The sequence below is a fragment of the Shewanella marisflavi genome (assembly GCF_002215585.1).
In the GTDB taxonomy this organism is placed as follows: domain Bacteria; phylum Pseudomonadota; class Gammaproteobacteria; order Enterobacterales; family Shewanellaceae; genus Shewanella; species Shewanella marisflavi.
Genome location: NZ_CP022272.1, coordinates 817,657 through 835,720 on the forward strand (window position 1 = coordinate 817,657; position 18,064 = coordinate 835,720).

The 18,064-nt window shown below is 47.5% G+C and carries 13 protein-coding genes and 2 pseudogenes; 8 read left to right on the forward strand and 7 right to left on the reverse strand.

Going from position 1 to position 18,064, the window contains the following annotated elements; genetic code table 11:
* Positions 1-9: 9 nt before the first annotated feature.
* The gene (locus CFF01_RS03670; protein WP_088903902.1) at positions 10-831 is read right to left on the reverse strand and encodes a cytochrome c3 family protein; all 822 of its coding nucleotides are present in this window, start codon (positions 829-831) and stop codon (positions 10-12) included.
* Between the two features lie 458 nt (positions 832-1,289).
* Between CFF01_RS03670 and CFF01_RS03675 the strand changes: the two genes are divergently transcribed.
* From CFF01_RS03675 to CFF01_RS03690, 4 genes are all read left to right on the forward strand, one after another.
* Positions 1,290-2,099 carry a winged helix-turn-helix domain-containing protein gene (locus CFF01_RS03675; protein WP_088903903.1) on the forward strand — a complete coding sequence of 270 codons (810 nt, stop codon included), beginning with the start codon at positions 1,290-1,292 and terminating at the stop codon, positions 2,097-2,099.
* A complete protein-coding gene (locus CFF01_RS03680) occupies positions 2,092-2,613 on the forward strand; it encodes a hypothetical protein (protein ID WP_033539946.1) in 522 nt (173 codons plus the stop codon). Before CFF01_RS03675 ends, CFF01_RS03680 begins: the two co-directional genes overlap by 8 nt.
* 69 nt (positions 2,614-2,682) lie before the next feature.
* Positions 2,683-4,092, forward strand: coding sequence for a hypothetical protein (locus tag CFF01_RS03685; protein ID WP_033539947.1), 1,410 nt, complete (start codon positions 2,683-2,685; stop codon positions 4,090-4,092).
* 745 nt (positions 4,093-4,837) lie between these two features.
* A complete protein-coding gene (locus CFF01_RS03690) occupies positions 4,838-6,094 on the forward strand; it encodes a DNA cytosine methyltransferase (protein WP_082331752.1) in 1,257 nt (418 codons plus the stop codon).
* Positions 6,095-6,155: 61 nt separating this feature from the next.
* On the opposite strand, the gene CFF01_RS03695 is transcribed toward CFF01_RS03690, so the two are convergent.
* The 3 genes from CFF01_RS03695 to CFF01_RS03705 form a co-directional block, all read right to left on the reverse strand.
* Entirely contained in the window at positions 6,156-6,974 is an 819-nt protein-coding gene (locus CFF01_RS03695; protein WP_198387115.1) for a PmeII family type II restriction endonuclease, read from the reverse strand.
* A 212-nt stretch (positions 6,975-7,186) separates the two neighbouring features.
* Entirely contained in the window at positions 7,187-7,633 is a 447-nt protein-coding gene (locus CFF01_RS03700; protein ID WP_088903904.1) for a hypothetical protein, read from the reverse strand.
* Positions 7,634-7,743: 110 nt separating this feature from the next.
* A complete protein-coding gene (locus CFF01_RS03705) occupies positions 7,744-8,658 on the reverse strand; it encodes a phospholipase D-like domain-containing protein (protein WP_088903905.1) in 915 nt (304 codons plus the stop codon).
* Between the two features lie 225 nt (positions 8,659-8,883).
* On the opposite strand from CFF01_RS03705, the pseudogene CFF01_RS03710 reads away from it, so the two are divergent.
* A pseudogene (locus CFF01_RS03710) lies at positions 8,884-9,297 on the forward strand (phage integrase N-terminal SAM-like domain-containing protein); the annotation flags it as partial.
* A 9-nt stretch (positions 9,298-9,306) separates the two neighbouring features.
* Here the strand turns inward: CFF01_RS03710 and CFF01_RS03715 are convergent.
* A protein-coding gene (locus tag CFF01_RS03715) for an IS3 family transposase (RefSeq protein ID WP_088903906.1) occupies positions 9,307-10,481 on the reverse strand; the annotation gives its coding sequence in 2 pieces (ribosomal slippage) (positions 9,307-10,223 and positions 10,223-10,481; 1,176 coding nt in all).
* A 76-nt stretch (positions 10,482-10,557) separates the two neighbouring features.
* Between CFF01_RS03715 and CFF01_RS03720 the strand changes: the two are divergent.
* Positions 10,558-10,665, forward strand: a pseudogene (locus CFF01_RS03720) (recombinase XerD); the annotation flags it as partial.
* A 519-nt stretch (positions 10,666-11,184) separates the two neighbouring features.
* Here the strand turns inward: CFF01_RS03720 and CFF01_RS03725 are convergent.
* Positions 11,185-13,362: an OmcA/MtrC family decaheme c-type cytochrome gene (locus tag CFF01_RS03725; RefSeq protein ID WP_088903907.1), complete on the reverse strand. Its 2,178-nt coding sequence runs from the start codon at positions 13,360-13,362 to the stop codon at positions 11,185-11,187.
* Positions 13,363-13,872: 510 nt separating this feature from the next.
* On the opposite strand from CFF01_RS03725, the gene CFF01_RS03730 reads away from it, so the two are divergent.
* Positions 13,873-14,850: a LysR family transcriptional regulator gene (locus CFF01_RS03730; protein WP_088903908.1), complete on the forward strand. Its 978-nt coding sequence runs from the start codon at positions 13,873-13,875 to the stop codon at positions 14,848-14,850.
* Positions 14,837-15,790, forward strand: coding sequence for a LysR family transcriptional regulator (locus CFF01_RS03735; protein WP_088903909.1), 954 nt, complete (start codon positions 14,837-14,839; stop codon positions 15,788-15,790). The genes CFF01_RS03730 and CFF01_RS03735 overlap by 14 nt, the downstream gene beginning before the upstream one ends.
* Positions 15,791-15,829: 39 nt before the next feature.
* On the opposite strand, the gene CFF01_RS03740 is transcribed toward CFF01_RS03735, so the two are convergent.
* Complete coding sequence (locus CFF01_RS03740) at positions 15,830-18,046, reverse strand: PAS domain-containing protein (RefSeq protein WP_052125707.1); 2,217 nt, start codon at positions 18,044-18,046, stop codon at positions 15,830-15,832.
* Between the last annotated feature and the right edge of the window lie 18 nt (positions 18,047-18,064).

An 18,064-nucleotide genomic window follows, 5' to 3' on the forward strand; every position in this document is an offset into this window, starting at 1 on the left:
CCTGCTCCTTTAGTTAAAGTGGCCGGTATGGCAAGTCGTGCATTCCATATCTGACTTCACGCTAGCTGCACTACCCATGGTTTCGCTGACGCCGTGACAGCTTTGGCAGGCCTGCGCTTCTTGTGAAGGCTTTGATTCAGGTAGCGCCGAGATATCTTCGCCCTTATAGGCGCGGTTCAGCAGCTCGACCACGTGATACGCAACAGAGGCCGATAGACGCTTACAGCGCTCGCCCTTCTGGCTGAAGGTAAAGCCTGAGGCCTTAGACCAGTTACTGATAGAAGAGTGACACAGGATGCTGTTGGCAACTGATGACTTACCCACTTCGGCTGTTTTCTCGGCGGTTGAACCTATGCCGGCAACGAACTCATCGCTATAGTATGGGAGTTCTTCAGTTTCATAGTAACGGAAAGAGGCGCCAATAACCGCGGCATTTTGGCCGTTGATGTCGTCTAAGATGTTCACCAACATACCGGTAGCATTGTTGTTACCGCACACTGTGCCCTGACCAACAATACCCGCCCAGCCATAACCAGCCAGCGCAGTAGGAATCGTCTTAAACTTGTCGGCATCGGCGCTTTCAGAGTTAGCCAGCATAGTGACTAGGGCATGGAAGACCTGGTGCATACAGCCGCCGCCAGTCTGATAAGCTAGCTTGGCGGTTGCCATAGGATCGAGTGGGAAATACTTAAGCTTTTCGCCTAACTCCAGTTTGTAATTACCTTGTTCGTCGGTAGCGGCGAAGGCTGATGTGCCCATAAGGGTGGCGCCCGCCGCCGCTGTGCTGATGCCGATGATTTGGCTAAGTGCTTGGCGTCTATTGATGGTCATGACAATGTCCTCACTTGGATAGATGTTATTTTTGTTGTTGGCACAAACTAAAAGATGCGCCGTTTTGAACTTGGAGCCAGTGTGGCCCTGGTAGATTGCAAATAGTGTGATTTGAGTCAGATGAAGCCTTGGGATAGGAGAGAGTTCGTTATCACAGGTTTTTCTAATGTTTTGTATCGGCTATCTGAATCAATACCCCGTTAGATTATCGGCGTGGGCGGTTGTGATGCGATCTGTGTCACCTTATTTGTAAAATTCATGTTAATTTACGGGTTTTTGCGCGCTTATAAATATCGACGTGTTGAGCGTGAAGAAAGAGGCGGAAGTCACAGAGGTTTATTTTCCTTACTCTTGTTAAGGATATTTTTTACATGACTTTCTAGGAGATAGAGGGGATCACAGATTTTTTTTGCTAGCTTGCATAAGATTATTTGCATCTGAATGACAGAGTAACCAAGATGCAACTGGGCGATTGCCGATTTGACAGACATAAAGGCGTGCTCACCAATGAATTGACGGGTGAAGAGTGGCATCTGCCGCGCGCTGAATTGCAGGTCTTATCACTCTTACTGGCCAATAATGACAAAGTGGTGGCTAAGCGGGTCTTAGGGGCGGGCGATGATGAGCATGCTCCTTTAAGTGACTCGTCGGTGGCGCGTGCCGTCTTTATGTTGCGCTCATTTCTCGGCCCGCTTCATGAGCATATGATAGAAACCGTCAAGGGTAAGGGTTATCGCCTACGCCTTGAAAACGCGGTGCCCTCAACGGTGCAGGCGAGTGTGAGTCGTGAGCCCTATGGTTTAGGTGAGCGGATTGAGGCGGTGTTGGCCTGGTTGTTTGGTAAGCGTCATCGCTGGATCAAACTCTGGGTTGGACTGATCGTCTTGCTGCTTGGCGTCCTGGTGTCACTGCAGCTGTTCTCCTCGGTTAATTTTGAGATAGAGCACACAGAGCCTTATTTGCGTCATAGCATTACCTTGGAGTCTGGGCAGAAGGTGATGTTTATCAGCTACGCAAAATCTAAGACCAATAACACTTCGCTATTGCGTCTGTCTGAGAAGATGTCTCAGGCGTTTGGCCACTGCGAGTCATCGCCTTGGAAAGAGGTCTATATGTCGCTTTCTCACGATAAACAGGTCTTTAATATCACGATGCGCGGCGAGAGGATGGGGCAGTCCTTGGTGCGCAACCTTAAGTTAACCGATTACAGGCAGCAGAAGGTGTTTATCTCCGATGTCTGGTTTAAAGAGGTATCTTTGTGTGAATAGAAAGGTGCTGTGGGCGATCAATTTCTTAGTGCTGGCGCTGTTAGCGGTTAGCATAACCATTAGTTATCGCTACCTTAACCCTAGCGAGAGTTTGATGCTGAGCTGTAGCTCAGAGTTATTCGATCGCCGCGATAATGCCAATGCTGAAGGGCGCCACTACCTATTGGTCGATATCATGGCCAAGCAGCAGCAGGCGCAGATCAACTATCGCTATTTTAACCTCGACGGTACGTCGGCCGGCACCATACGCATGCAGGGCAAGTATTTCGAGATCGATAAGCACAGTGGACGCTACCATTTTTCGGTAGAGACCAAGGAGGAGAGTGGCGCCGAATCCACCGAGGCCATGCCCAGACATATGCAATATCTCTCTTACATCAGCTCCTTTAATTTAGACAGTAAGGGGATGCATAATTTATCTATCGAACCGCTGGAATTAGATCCCCACAGGGACTATGCCGTGGTATTGTTTCAGCCTAGCAACACCGTCTGTGGTTGCCGTATAGTGCAATAGCCACTCTTCGGCTATACTCAGGATGTTAGTTTCTAAATTACTGAAATAATTCCATAATTCTGAGGTTTTGTGTCTAAGGTTAATATCAAGCAGGAAGAGTCACTGTCGATTAAGTTTACCCATCAAATGAAGGTGGGTGACCATAGACGGCTCGACCTCTATTTCTTTCTGCCCAAGGAGATGGGGATCAATTCCCAAAGCCTTGATGAGGAAGAGTATTACCATGCCGCGATTGCCGGTCGACGCTCCTATTACTCTTCGGGCTTGCATCTTCCTCTGGTGCAGGGGCGTTTTATCAGCCAGAAGAAACGTACCGTCGAGGAGTTCAGGCTCTACCTGAACCTATTTGCCTACCAGTTTGCCGTGGCGATTGAGACCGACAGTAAGGAGCTGGCTCAGGTAGAAGATATCGAGAAGTTTTATACCTCGCTCAAAGAGCTGAGCGAGATAGTGACTCAGCTACTGAAGAAGTTTCGCCGTAACGAGCCCAGCGACCCTAAGTGGAAACACTATTTCGAAAACTCAGATAACTATCTCTCCTGGTTCTGCGAGCAGCAGTTGTTGAAGCTGATGTCCCATGCGCCACGTAGCAGTGATTACAGCGAGGTGGTTGAAGAGGTGATTAACCTGTGCCGCAGCGAGAGTAGCTATCGTGACAGCAAGAACTACAACTCGGCTCAGACCCTGAATGATCCTAACCGTATCTCCAATAAGATGTTGCTGCTGCGCCGTTTGATCCAGCAAGGGGTTGTATTAAAAGAGGAGCAGAAGCGTCTTGGCGTAGGGCTTAAGAAAATGACCACAGGGATAGCCACCGCCTTTGTAATGCTGGTGGTTTCAACGCTTATCATCAAGGCCCAAGGGGTCTTTAGCGGCCTAACCATGGCCTTGGTGTTTACCCTAGCGGTGATCTACGGTTTTCGCGAGATCTTCAAAGAGGATATTCGTAATGCCCTGTGGCGAGTGATTCAGAAGGGACGGCCTCGTTGGAGCCGCATTCTGCGCGACACCACCAGTCAGGCGATGATCGCTAAACAGCACGTGTGGATAGACTTTATCAAGTCTAAGGACCTGCCCGAGGAGATCGACGAGATCCTAAGGCGCCGCCACAGCCAGAATAAGCTCGATGCCGACATATTGCACTATGGCATCAACTCCCGCATCGCTAACAAAGGCTTCCTTGCCGGCTACTCCACCATACAGGAGCAGGTGAACTTTAGCCTGGCGCCCTTCGCTCGTTATCTTGAGCGGGGCAAGGCAAAGATCTATAAGGAGGCCGACGGTAAGATCAGCAGCGACTCGGTAGAGCGCCGCTACCAGATCAACCTGGTACTGTCGCTGCAAGAAGGCCGCAACCCGCCACAATTCGCCCGCTACAAGATCACCATGAATCGCTCCACCATAGTGGATATCAGTGAGAGTGCGCTACCAGATGGAGTAGAGGCCATTGGGATGGAACACGATGAGACTGAGGGCTAACTTGCCCTTCGTCGGGGCTGATTACGAGGTTTAGCCACTACCTGAATAGGTGTTTGATAGAAAACCGTTCACCATGACATATGGTGTATCAATTGTCTGCCGCAGGCTCATGTGCAAACACATTTGTGACACGCTACGAGCACATCCCTGTGAGCTCTACCTCGGCATCCATGCCTCGGAAGGTCACAAATGTGTTTACACCTAGTTCTCTGTCTCTTCGATTAACCATTGTGGTTGATGGATAGGTTGATTTAGGTACTTCTGAAGACACGCTGATTCTTTTTGTATAAGAGGCATCCCGCGGAGCTCTACGACAGCATCTGAGCTGAATGGATTTACAAATGCCGCGATGACATGGAGGTCATAGAGCGGCCCGGCCTCGGAAGGCCTCAGCCGCACCTACACCGAGTTATCTGTCTCTTCGATTTAGCCGCATTTGATCTTTGCAATTGTTCAAGTTAAGCCATTTTTGGACATTTTCGAGTTAAAGCCTTAATTCTAACCTGTCAGTTTCGGATAAAAATTTCTATGGGATAACGCCGCATTAAGGTGTGAGCGACGCTTGGCTATACTTGAGCGAAGCGAAACTGCCAAGCGTTGCGAATCACTCTTAAATGCTTTGTTAGCTGGTATATAGTGACTGACATTTTTGTGGTATAGTTCTCGATTACGTTAGTTACCACTGTATAAAAAAACAGCATTAGTCTATCGTCTTAGTACTAAAATTTAAGAGTTAGCAATCGACATGACAAGAAATTTCGTATCACTATTCAGTGGAGCAATGGGGCTAGACCTAGGCATTGAACAAGCTGGTTTTGAAGCTGCTGTGTGCGTAGAGATAGACAAAGCAGCTATTAAGACCATTAAGAAAAATCGCCCAAACCTACCCGTGATTGAAAAAAGTGTCGCAGAAGTATCTGGGGATGAAGTTAAAAACATCACAGGTATTGATGAAATCGACCTACTCGCTGGTGGTCCTCCGTGCCAAGCTTTCAGTGTCTTTGGTAACCGTTTAGGTATAGAAGACGCTAGAGGGCAATTGATTTTTGAATACTTAAGATTGGTAGAAGAACTCAAACCTAAAGTGTTTATTATGGAGAACGTTAGAGGATTGATGTCTATGTCTATTGTTCCAAACTCAAAGAAAACTAAAGAAAGTGACATTGATCCAAGCTATCTTGAGAAAGGCTCTTTATTGAACAAAGTTATCAATGATTTCAATGAAATAGGCTATCACGTAGATTGCTTCGTTGTTAATTCAGCAAACTACGGCGCACCTCAGATACGTGAGCGTGTAATCCTAATCGGTAACAGGTACGGTCATAAAGCAGACTTTCCTCAACCCACTTTTAGTAATCGCCCTGAAGACAACTTACCTCCATTTAAAACCCTCGGTGATGCCATCGGCCCTGGAAGCAATTTTATCGACCCTTGCCCTGAGGTAATGAACTTTTCACCAAGAAAACTTAAGTATTTAGCGCTAGTCCCTGAAGGTGGAAACTGGAGAAGTATGCCAGAAGACATTCAGAAGGAGTCTATGGGTAAAAGTTGGTACCTAAAAGGTGGTCGTAGTGCATACTGGAGAAAGTTATCTTACGCCTTCCCATCTCCGACTGTAGTGACCATGCCGAACCATGCAGGAACAAGCATGTGCCACCCTAAAGAACTTAGAGCTATTAGTGTCGGTGAAGCAGCAGCAATTCAGGAGTTTCCTCTTAACTGGGACTTTCAAGGTACTACAACTCAAAAATTCCGACAGATTGGAAACGCAGTACCTATACGCTTAGGTAAAGTTGCAGCGGAAACAGCGAAGAGAATACTTGAAAAAATAGAGCAAAGCGTGCCGCCTGAGTTTACACACCCTTCTAGGACTGAAGAACATATCAGACCTCATATTAGAACGAGAACTTTCTTTAAGAATGGTAAAGCTTTTAATGGTGACACCTCATACTATCAAGCAGAAGAAAGTAAATCATCCGAGCAAGGTGAGTTGTTTTCTTAACTCAAACTGAGTTGATCTAGATAGAATGAAGAGGAGCCTTGCTCCTCTTCATTCTGTTTGTTTAACCATTAATCATCTTTAATAGTTTTTTCCAATCTGCATCACCATTCTCATCCAATACGGTTTTATTATATTTATCAACAACATGAAGTTTAAACTCATCGATTAGTTTCTTGTTGGTTTGCTTGATATCAGCTTCGATCACTGCTTCCTCAATAGCTTCAATCACCCAATACTGCGTGTCGCTCTCACCATCATTAAGCCATGCCCAAAATTCATGTCCAGCATAAACTTGAACATGTTCAGTAAGATCAACAACATCGTGGTTTGCTCCAGTGTTGATTCCTCTTAAAATCCTATACTTATCTGTAAGATCCGAGTTTTGACCATAAAAAACTCCCACCACGATACTGTCGAATTTATCAGAATGGTGCGAAAGTATGTCGTTAAAAGAATGGTTTAACTGGACTGCCATTGTTAGCTGAATAGTCCATTTCCCTGCTTTTAGTGACAGCAGTTCTACATCACCGTTCTCACGTTTAACGATATGATCGATCTCATCAAAGCAAGATTGGTTATACGGTGGATTTTGTTCTCTGAATTTTTTATCTAACTTTTGAGCACCAAAAACGTTCGGTAGAATTTTCTCATCAATTAACTTACCAAACCCAGTATCATGCCCTGTCATTAAATGTTTGGAGATAATCATTTCGACAACTTCATCGAAATTCTGTAGAGAATGGTACTCGAAAAGAAATGGCATCATGAACGGGTTTATAGACATTGTGTCAGACATCAATTCTGTAAGCTTCTTCTGTCTCTGCTCTATCCACCAGTTTGTCCACTTCTTTACTTCAAGCTTTACGTCTTCCTTTTTCATGCTTATTTCTCTAAAAGCATGAATTCTAACTCAAAACTATAAGTTTCATACTAATTTAATACTTGAATGACTTTTTTTTGAAGCGGTAGTCACGAATTATACCTGCTAACGCCTGCAGTTGCGGCTTGGGTGAACTGGCGGCTTTTTTGCTGCGCAGCGCGAAAAAGGTGACAGTTTACCCAAGTCTGGCAAGCTGCACTGGTTATGTGATTTCAACGCCACCACTCTGGCACTTCTGCAGTATGCTCAATTCCACGGTTGTCTACTGCGGTAGCTCTGGTTGAATACGTTGCCGCCTCAGGAGCTTTCCACGGGCTTTTAAAAATGAAACCTGGTGGATTTTTAAGCGTTTCATTGAAATCATAAGTTATCGATAGAGTAAATGAAACTACCATATCAGTAGATACGTTTTGGCTAGTAAGTATATTGATAAAACTAGAACGAATACCTTTAATATATGGAAGTATTTCAAGTGTGTTCATCGATACAGGCGCTATTGTTTCGGCTAATACATTAATTGTTATTTCTTGAGCATTAGCAGCCTTTGCAGCAGTGTACAAAGCCTTAACAAAGTAGCTATGATCATTGAAGTTTTCAATGCTCATAAACGAATGAGCCCAATTATGAATAGCACTCTTGATGTTCTTGTATTTAGCCATTTAGTTCACATAACGCTCCAATCAGAGGCAATAAAACAGATGGCTAAAATTAGCGACGAAGGAGCAAAAGCCAACTGTTTTTTGTCCTACTGAATTGGCTTGTTATATTTTTATACATGCTCTCTGATGATTTTATTTATTCCGTCATACCCATCATCATAAAGGACGTCAGGGATGATTTTTCTAAAATACATATCTCGCCAAATTATGTTAACAATATATTCTGATTCTTCATTCCATTCCAAATGCTCATTTGGATTTGCCATTGTAACCACACCTACAGCGTGTATTTTATTTCCATTTCTTTGATTGAAATATTGTTGCAGAGAGGCTAGTTGATTCCTTTCTTGATAAAACTCACTCTGCATGCTTTCTTTGTCATAATAACCATCATCCCAAATGGGAGCATCTTTCATTCCAAGTTGGGTTTGGAGGTATTGTTCATATTCTTCTCCAACATGGCTGACATGCTGATTTTTAACACATAAAGTCCAAATATCTATTTTGGATCCTTCATAAACACCGCTTTCCGCACCCATGATTGCGAGATTGTAACTACTAGACCTGCAATGACACTTTTCAACGTAGTTTGATGAAAATGCTTGATAGTAAGACACCAAATCATAGAATTCATGAAGAAAATTCTTTACTAATTTATAATCTTGTTTAATAACGACAATATTTTCAAAACTGTCTTTTGCTTTTTTAGACCAGTTGAAGCTACCTGTAATCACAATCTCATCATCGATAACGCAAAATTTATTGTGCATAAATGCTGTTGCTAACCTAGTGTCAATTGCATATGTACTATATAAATTGGTGGGCATTAACCCGTGAGTAGTGTTTGTTGGGTCATTATTAAACACTACTTCAATTTTCACTCCTCTAAGTGCTAACTCTTGTAAAACAGGAGCATAAACTTGCCTACTAATCCACGCCACACAAATACGAACTGATTCACGGGAAGAACGAAGTAATTTTTTTATTTCCCACTCAATATCTTCAAAATATGTTTCAACATTCATAATTGTGATTTTCACTTACATCGAAAAAATATAACATTTTATTAGTGCGCATGCGCGTTTTCCAAACCTATTATCTCAAGTTGTCAACACATAACTTATTGATAAAAATGAATTATATGAATTAGTACGTGTATAAACGCGCAAAATTATTTCACTATTTTCCTTGATATTCGGAAATATCAAATAATACTGTACAAATAAACAGTGCTTTAGGGTGAGGTTATCATGAGTCTAAAAAGCCCATTTCTAATCGGTGTTCAAGAAACAATGCGCATGCGTGGTTACAGTATTAGAACAGAAAAAACTTATCTGTATTGGATCAAGGCATTCATTAACTTTCACCACAAGCGTCACCCCGAAACAATGGGAACGGAAGAAGTTACACAATTTTTAACCTTCCTTGCCAACCAACGGAATGTGGCAATCAACACTCAAAAAATTGCACTTAATGCATTGGCCTATTTGTATCAGAAGCATTTGCACCATGAGCTTGGGGATTTAGGTTTTTGCTATGCCACTAAACAGCGACATTTACCGACAGTGTTATCCCCATTGGAAATATCATCGATATTAAATCAACTCTATGGCCGCGACAGGCTAATCATTGAGCTGCTCTATGGTAGTGGACTGAGAGTTTCAGTGTAGTGGTCAACTAAAATTGGCCACGGTTTTGTATTCAAGCCAGTATCTTCGCTCTGACTCATTGGGTGTCAGCCCACCGTTATATTGATGTGGTCTCAGCTGACTGTAATACCCCGTCACATATCGCGAAATCTCACTCTTAGCCTCACCGATATCCCGATAGCCTGTCATCGGTATCCATTCTGTTTTTAAGCTTCTAAAGAAGCGCTCCATCGGGCTGTTGTCCCAGCAGTTTCCTCGTCGACTCATGCTCTGCTTAATCTGATAACGCCAGAGCTGTTGGCGGAAGCGGCGGCTGGTATAGTGGCTTCCTTGGTCACTATGGAACATTAGGTCTTTCGGCCTTCCTCGCGCCTCAAAGGCCATGGTTAGTGCCTTGCTTGTTAGCGCACTATCGGGCGAAAATGACATCGCCCACCCCACCGGTTTCCGTGCAAACAAGTCCAGAACAACGGCAAGGTAAGCCCATCGTTTGCCTGTCCACACATAGGTCACATCGCCACACCACACTTGATTGGGAGCCGTCACTGCAAACTGGCGGTCAAGGAGGTTAGGGATGGCGACATGCTCCTTGTCTGCCTTTTTGTAGCGATGTTGCGGCACCTGGCAGCTCACTAGCCCCAGCTTCTTCATCAGTCCTGTGGCACGATAGCGCGTCAACCTAACGCCAGCAGTCGTCACCATATCAGCCAGGGTTCTGGCACCCGCTGACCCATTGCTGGCTTCATAAGCCTCCCGCACCAAGCTGTGCAGTTTTACCCGCTGCGAGTCAATGGTGGTAGGTCTGCCTCGCCAATACTTGTAACTGCTGCGGTGAATACCAAATACTGAACAAATCCGTTTTACGCTATGGCTCTTCTTGAGTTTCTCGACTAACGAGAACTGTTCAGTGAGTCTGACATCAAGAGAGCCGTAGCCTTTTTCAAAATGGTGTTCTCTTCTTCAATGCGGCGGATTTTCTTCTCCAGCTCACGGATCCGCTGTTGTTCGGGGGTGAGCGGTGCGCCTTTGGGGGATATGCCTTGCTGCTCTTGTCGAAGCTGGTTTACCCATTTACGCATGGCTGAATTACTCACGCCCATCGCGCTTGCAGCCTCAGCTATGCTGTATCCCTGTTTCGTTACCAGCTGCGCAGCTTCTAATTTGAACTCTGCACTGAATGTCGGTCTTGTGTTCTTCATTTCTACCACCTTTTTTCCAGAAGTTAGTCTATCACTTCGTCTATTCAGGTGGCCAAATTCACTATGCCACTACACTACAGTTCAAGAGTTACTTGGCCACAATGACGTGAGTACAACACAAATCTATACACATGTACTTGGCCAACATTTCGCGGGGACAACGAGTCCGTTAGACACACTGTAAAGTCGGAGTACTCTAGAAACTCTGTAGCATTACTAAAATTTGGTCAACTTATAGTTTGTAGAGTTAATTGTCAGCTGCCCCAATAACTCGCAATGGGGCAAAAATAATCCAGCCTTTAGATTCGCTACTCGTGCCAAATACCGTTAAATCGAAGAGACGTTGGATACCCAGTGTAAACACGATTTTGGCCTTCGAAATCAGGGATGATTTCGCAGAGCCCACAAGGATGTGCTCGCGGCGAGCCAAAATCGTGTTTGCACGATCCCCGCCGGACAGGCGTTAGATTGTCATGAAGGTACGACCTTCAATAGCCCTCCCAGCAACAAATCCGGTAGACGCTATAACAGCGAAATGTGCACAAACGAACCTGCCAAAGGAAAGGCATCAAGTCGCCATGCCGGGCACTCCATCCCCCCACCCGCTAAACAAAAAATTTAGCGGCAAAAAAAGGCACCCGAGGGTGCCTTTGACATTGCAGGGTGGAACTCGGTGCTCGGTGAGGGCGAGCACCTTTGGGTCTTACAGTTGATGACCGTGAGCGTGCATCAGCTTCTCAGGCGTATGACAAGTGGCGCAGGCTTCACGAGCGGCCTTGGCGCTGGCCTTGTCAGCACCAATATAGGCGCCGTTGTTAAGCATGTGAGCGACTGCGGCATCAGAGAGATACTTCTGATGACAACTCATACAGGCCGCGGCATCTGGAGAGGCATACCAGGTCTCTACCGGATTAACGGCTGGGTCGTTGCTCTTACCAGGGATAAAGCTAGGCACAGTGTGAGCTTGTCCCGCGTTACGGCCTAGCTCGAAGCCGTAGGAGAGACCGCCCCAGCCAGCTTCGGCCGAGTGACAGGTCATACAGTCAGTCTTGAGCAAGGTACCGCTGCCGCCATGGCCGTTGTCATGTCCTTTCGCCTTGTGGGCTTTGTACATTAAGCTGGTAGACTTCTTCTCGCCCCAGGCAACCGCATCGCCGTTGGCATCTTCAACTGAACCGAGCTTCTTATCATTGGTGTGGCAGGCGATACAGTTAACGCCGTTAGAGTCATGATAGAACTCATAGCTGTGACAGCCGTAACAGCTTTGGCTGTCGATGATGGCGCGGCGATCGGCAACAACGGCTTCGCTGTCATTAAGCACGGTGCGATAGGCGTCGGTTTGCACATAGGCTGGGTAAGCATTGTCCGCATCACAGCTGACGCGGTTGCTGCTGCCTTCGGCAAAGCAAACTTTTAGCACAGGCAAGACTTCTAACGAGCGTGAAGCGATGTCGGCAGGGAAGTTCATCGCCACCTTGACGCTGACGCTGTTGTCGGCATTCCAGGTAGCCTTGTTGGGATCTTTGATATCGATACGACGCTGGCTGTAGGGCGACTGTTCAAAGTCGGGATAGTCCTTTTCCACGTCCCAGCTCACCACCATGTAGGGCTTGCTATAGCCCAGCTTATATACCTCTTCCTGGCTGACCAGGTTGCCAGCAGGGTCGGTTATCGCAATATCGAAGCTGATCTCGTTTGCCGCTGAGATGGCGACCTTGCTGACGGTGACATCATAGTCTTTCGCTGCCTGGTAAGGCTTGGCGTGATCACCATGCACGGCGGCGCTATGACAATCGGTGCAGCTCAGCGCCGGGTTCTTGTCTGAATTATGCTGGGCAGGTGAGTCGGTGTGACAGCCGGTACAGGCATTGGCGTTAGCGTTGGCTAGCCAGAGATCTTTGTCTGCCAGATTTTCATCTTCGACGTGGCAGGCCGCACAGTCCATGAAGGGCTTTGTCGGGAAGGCGGGGTAGTCGAAGGCATGGTCGCCACCGTAACCTGCGATGGTGTAAGGCATAGGCACGACATTGCCGTCAGCGTCTTTACCCTCACGGTGCGGCCCCATATGAATAGCGTGTACCATATGGCCAAACTCGACCGAGATGGCATTAGGGTCTGTGACGATACCGTTATGACAGGCCTGGCAGTTTTCCATGTCTAGACGGCGGCCGCCGTGTGCCTCGAGGCTATCGACCTGGTGACAGGTGTAGCAGGTTTGCATGGTCACTAACTCACGGGTGTCGATCCCTTCGGTGCCATTGGTTGACGGTATCCAGTCGAAGTGAGCATTCTCAGCCAGCTCATGGCCTGAGTCATATTCGAACTGCATTTCGATGGCAATGCGTTGAGTCAGGTCGGGATTAAACTCAATGCCTGCGGCATCTTCGGCAGTGGTGAGGTTAGTGTTAAAGGTGTAGGTGTAGCTACCATCATTATGATCGACCAGGCACTCGATGCAGTCTTTAATCTTCTCGAAGCCTTGCTCAAAGGTGGTGCCGTCATCGTTGGTGGTGTCGTTGAGTAGCGATATCCACTGTTTCAGCTCGCTGCCTTCATGCGTCTGCAGCTGCGCCAGTGAAAAGCGGAAATCGTGAAACGGATTTTCGCCACTTAACCCAAACAGACCGACGCCCTGACGGTTTTCCAGTTCAAAATCGACGCTAATGATACCGTCGGCGTAACTGGCATTGGTGATATTGGCGATAGCGTCTTCAGCCATATCAATATGTAAGCCGACGGCGCCAGGTGCACCAGGATTGCCCGGCTGACCATTTTCACCATCGATACCATCTTTTCCATCATTCCCATCTCCACAAGCAGACAGCATCATTGCCGAAGCGATAAGTGCCGCCAGTGTGGTTGTTTTTGTTGTTATCATCATTTCTTCTCCAAGATAAACCACTGGGGTATAGCCAGGAGAAATGTTAAAGAAGTGGGCTTTTTTCAGATATGAAGCACATCACTTTAACAATAATGATTTGGGCGACGTTATATTCTGCTTATGGGTGTTGCTGGTGGTGGTTTGTTGTTGTGCCGACGCTTTGGTTTGGCGAGTTATCTTGTTTTGGCCTGTTTTGCTAGTGAGGTGTCTCGCTTTTTAGAAAGTGGAACTCTCATATTCATATTATGCAAATGGTAAAAGTGAATTTTGCCAGGCAAGATGGTTTTTTCGCTATCCTTATGTTTCTTTTTGGATATTTTGTTTTCCGCCCTTCTGGTTAGCCGCTGATTCTGGTTATCTACACTCTGGTGTGAATGGCATTTTTCGATGTCACATATTTAACAAATATCTTTATTTGGGGATAAAAGTTTGCACTGGATAAACGTAATGGCAGATTACATAGCGTAAATTAGCGTGTGTGCACTTAAGCGTGATTTCCCAAGGAGAGGCATGAGCAAGATCAATGCTAATACACTATTTAATATTAAAGTTTTTGTCTTACTGTTTGATACCTTAAGCGCCACCGAGGTGGCTCAGCAGCTGGGGGTGGCATCTTCTAAAGTCAGTCGCAGCCTCAAGGCGTTACGGCACGCCTTCGATGAACCCTTGTTTGTTCGCAGGCAACATGGCTTTGAGCATACTCCCTTTGCCCAGCGCATCTATCCCCATTTGAAGCGAATGTTAGCCCTCTCTGAAGCGAGCCTTAGCTGTTCCGATAAGGACACAGAGCAGGCGCATACCGAGCTGACGATTGCCTGCCCACCGCCCATCTCGCTCAATCTCTTGAGCTACCTGCAGGACAAAGCTTCTCAGCTTAAGCAGCGTTATACCTTCAACATCAAGCCTTGTAGTAATGATATCGATAAGTTGCTTATTCGACAGGATGTGGACTTGGCCATCACCTTGCGGGCATTTAACTCCGAGCGTCTGGCGTCAGATTTTGTCGCTCGGGCAAATGCCTATGTGCTGGTGGGTAACCAGCAGCATCCAATCTTTCATGGTGACGCCAGAACCGATGTCGAGGCGATATTGCAATACCCCTATATCAGCTTTAATGGCCACGAATTCGAGCTGGAACATGACCCGCTAGCCTTGTATGCATTAGATCACGGACTGACGATTAACCTGGTTGCTAAGGTCTGTCTGCTGTCGGATCTGATGATCCAGCTGGAGCGTAGCGATGCGCTCACTCTTATCTGTTATCGCGATGCCGTGGCATTCCTCTGTGCTAAGGCTAACCTGTCGGCCATGGCGCTGCCCGAAGATCAGAACCGATTACTTAACCGACGCGCCGATGGTCACAGCCATTACCTAACTAAGCTAAGAGACGCGGGCAACCGGCCACCATGGTTGGAGCAGGAGATCGCCTCTTATATTCAGGGGAATGTTATTTTAAATTGTGAGGGAGCCAGCCATGCCAAAGGATAAGCTGCTGGACATTTCGCTGGCGACCATAGAGATATTTTGTCAGGTCTATGTGAAGAAAAATGCCATCGAAGTGGCGAATTATCTGGATCTGTCACAGCCCAAGGTGAGCCGCGCCTTGGCGGCACTGCGCGCCGTATTTGATGACCCCTTATTTATTCGCCGCGAGAGTCAGTTTCAGGCTACCGATAGGGCCCATGACCTTTATCCCCTCTTTAGTGAGATGTTGCAGTGCCGTCAGCAGGTCGAGCTCTTGATGCGGGGCGTCGCAGGTGAGGGGCGCGAACATGTTGAAATAGCAACGGTACCGCAGCTGGAGGTCAACCTGACCCAAAGCGTTAAACAGGCAGCGCTTAGCGTCATGAATGATGAGTTGATGGTGGGCACCTCCCCTTGGGGAGAATCGACCCAGCAGCAACTGCTTAATGATGAGGTGGCTGCTGCCATCTGTTTCGAGCGGGCCAGCGATCGTGCCATCTTGTCTAAATCTGTCATTCAACATCGTGGTGGCTATCTTGTCGCCCGTGAAGATCATCCTATCTGGCAGGCCCCCAATGTGGATAACATGATTCATTATCCTCTGGTTAAGCTCAGAACCATGCCATTTCCCGCCAACAGATCGCCACTGGGCAATTATGCCAAACGGCAGGGCAAGCAGTTACAGATCTACGCGACGGCGCCGGATCTTGGTAGTGCGGCCAATAGCCTGCTAAATTCAGATGCGATCATCATCATAGGGGTGAAGGGAGCGGTAAACTTCTTCAGAAATATTAAGGGGCTGCGAGCGCAGAAGATAGATGCGGAGCAGGACCACATCATCTTAGAAAACTTCAGTCACCCTACGGTTTACCTCTGGCTAAAGCTTGATAGCAGCGGCAAGGTCACCACGCCTTTCTGGCTGCAGCGTTGCCTGGAAGACTACATTATTACCGCGCATCAGTAGTGAGCTGATTTCCCGCAGGGAATGGCCTGCGGGGGAATCTTAATTCTGCCTCGTAAACGCCTGGCAGATATTCTGCTCACCGATCTGCTTGGCACGCTTAAGCGCTACTTCGGCGTTACTCAGGTATTGCTCCAGATTCTGTCCGGTTTGATAGCTGGCGATCCCCATGCAGATACCCGTACCCAAGCCGATTTCGTTGAGGCTGCTTAGGGTTTTCACCGCAAAATGATGCGCATCGTCTGAGCTGGTGTCGGGCAGGATGACGATGAGTTTGCCTAGCTGCCAGTGGGACATCTGATAGTTGACCGGCAGCGACTTGAGGATATGAATCTCTACCTCACGCTGACGGCTTTCCAATTGGCCGATGTCACTCATGTGGCTTAGCATGCTCTCGGCGGTGATATCCAGTAGCAGCAAACTGGATTGTTCGCGGCTACTTTCGCTAAGGGATTTAAAGTAATCATCGAGATCCCTGAGGTTGACCAAGATGGTGCTGCGATGGGGAATAAAGTCGCCCCTGTCTTGCAGCAGGGCGCGTTTTTGCGCTTGTTCCAGGGTGCAGACGATATGTTCTATCTCTCCGGCGGCGTCCAGGTGTCCCTTAAGCGTTGCCTGTAGGCAGGTATTTTCCGTGTTGTTAGGGTCACACAAGATCTGTCCCTTCCAGCTACCTTGCAGGGAGATCTGCTGGGTGATTCTAGGCCATTGTGAGCAGAGATCGTTATTGAGCAGCTCGGTCAGATTCTTGTTATGGATATCATGGATAGAGACCAGTTCCATAAAGGCCTGGTTGGCCAGCTCAAGCATGCCGTTGGCCTGCACTAAGGCACAGGGGATGGCGTTGTCGTTTAACAGTTCGTTAAGCTTGGCTTGATGCTGGGCCTCTCTCAGCTGAGACACATCCTCGAAGGTGACCAGATAATATTTCTCCTGACGTTTGCGAGGTGGAGAGCTGGTCACTGTGATAGACAGATGGCCGCTAGAGGAGGACTCGACATCGATCACCCCTTGCCATTTTTGATCTTTTTCCAGTGCGGCGGCAATTTCGGCGTACTGCTCGTTTTCAAACTGCAAGATGCGTTGCAAGTTACGATCTGATAGTTCATCCAGCGGCAGACAGAGCAGCTCGGCCGCCTTTTCGTTGGCCGTCATGATGCGACTCTTGTCGTTGATAATCACGCAGCCGATATCTTGATGAAACAGGCGGTTTGCCAGCTCTATACTGAATTCGCGCGAGCGCTGACCGATACGGTAAAAGTGGCTGAGTAAAATCAGTGCCAGAGCCAGTAGGGTCAATATCACTGCGCCGACGATCAATATGTTGCGCCACTCGGAGAACAGGTCGGCGATGTCATCGTTTCGCACATAGGAGACCAAGTAGTATTCCCTGCGGGTCTCATATTGGGTGGTCAGTTCAATCTTGAGGTAGACGAAGGTGGCGTCATCGCCGTGGAACTGGCCAAAGTTGCTCATCGCCATCTTGCGCCATAGGGCCGGATAGGTCTGGCGCAGGCTGCCGCCCATGGTGTCTGGCATACGGTTGATAGTGGGCTTAATTTCGGCACCAGCGTACAACAGCCCCTGGGTGTCGACCATCAAGAGCGGTGACTCGGCACTGGAGTAGGCGGGTTTGATACTCTTTAACATGCGGCTCATTGACTGATACGTCAGCAGGTAGCCTCGAATGCTTTGGTCTGGGTTTTCCAGCCAGGCCAGCTGATAGAAGTAAGGTTCAAGCTTGCCGTTGATGGGGGTAAATTCCAGCGGCGAGGTATAGACCTCGTTGCCCCCCATGCTGCGCGCACCACCCAGTAGTGAAGGGGGGAGGGGGTCGCGGCTAAAGTCGTTAGTGGTGGAAAATTTAAACTTGCCTTGAGGGTCAAACAGAGCGATATCCAGCAGTTCCGGAATATTGCGTATCATCACCTCCCAGCTCTCCTGCAGCTTACGCTGACGTACCTCACTGGGAATCGTCAGATAGCGCTTGAGCAGCTCAGCGTTGGCAAACATCTGGGTACGAAACTGTTGAAAGGAGACCTTATCGGCGATCAGTGTGCCCACAGATTGCAGCTCGCTATACCTTTGGGTGGCCCAATCTTCCTGCAGGCGGCGCTCGCCCAGGGTGATAATGATGTTCGTGAGTAGCAATACGCTGATCAGCAAAATAATGATCTGTGTGACGACAGAGAAGATGCGTTGTGCAGACCAGTGCAGGCCCTGTCCGGCGATCAGTTGTGGATGTTTTTGCGTCAGCATTGCTCGCGGTGTTTTGTC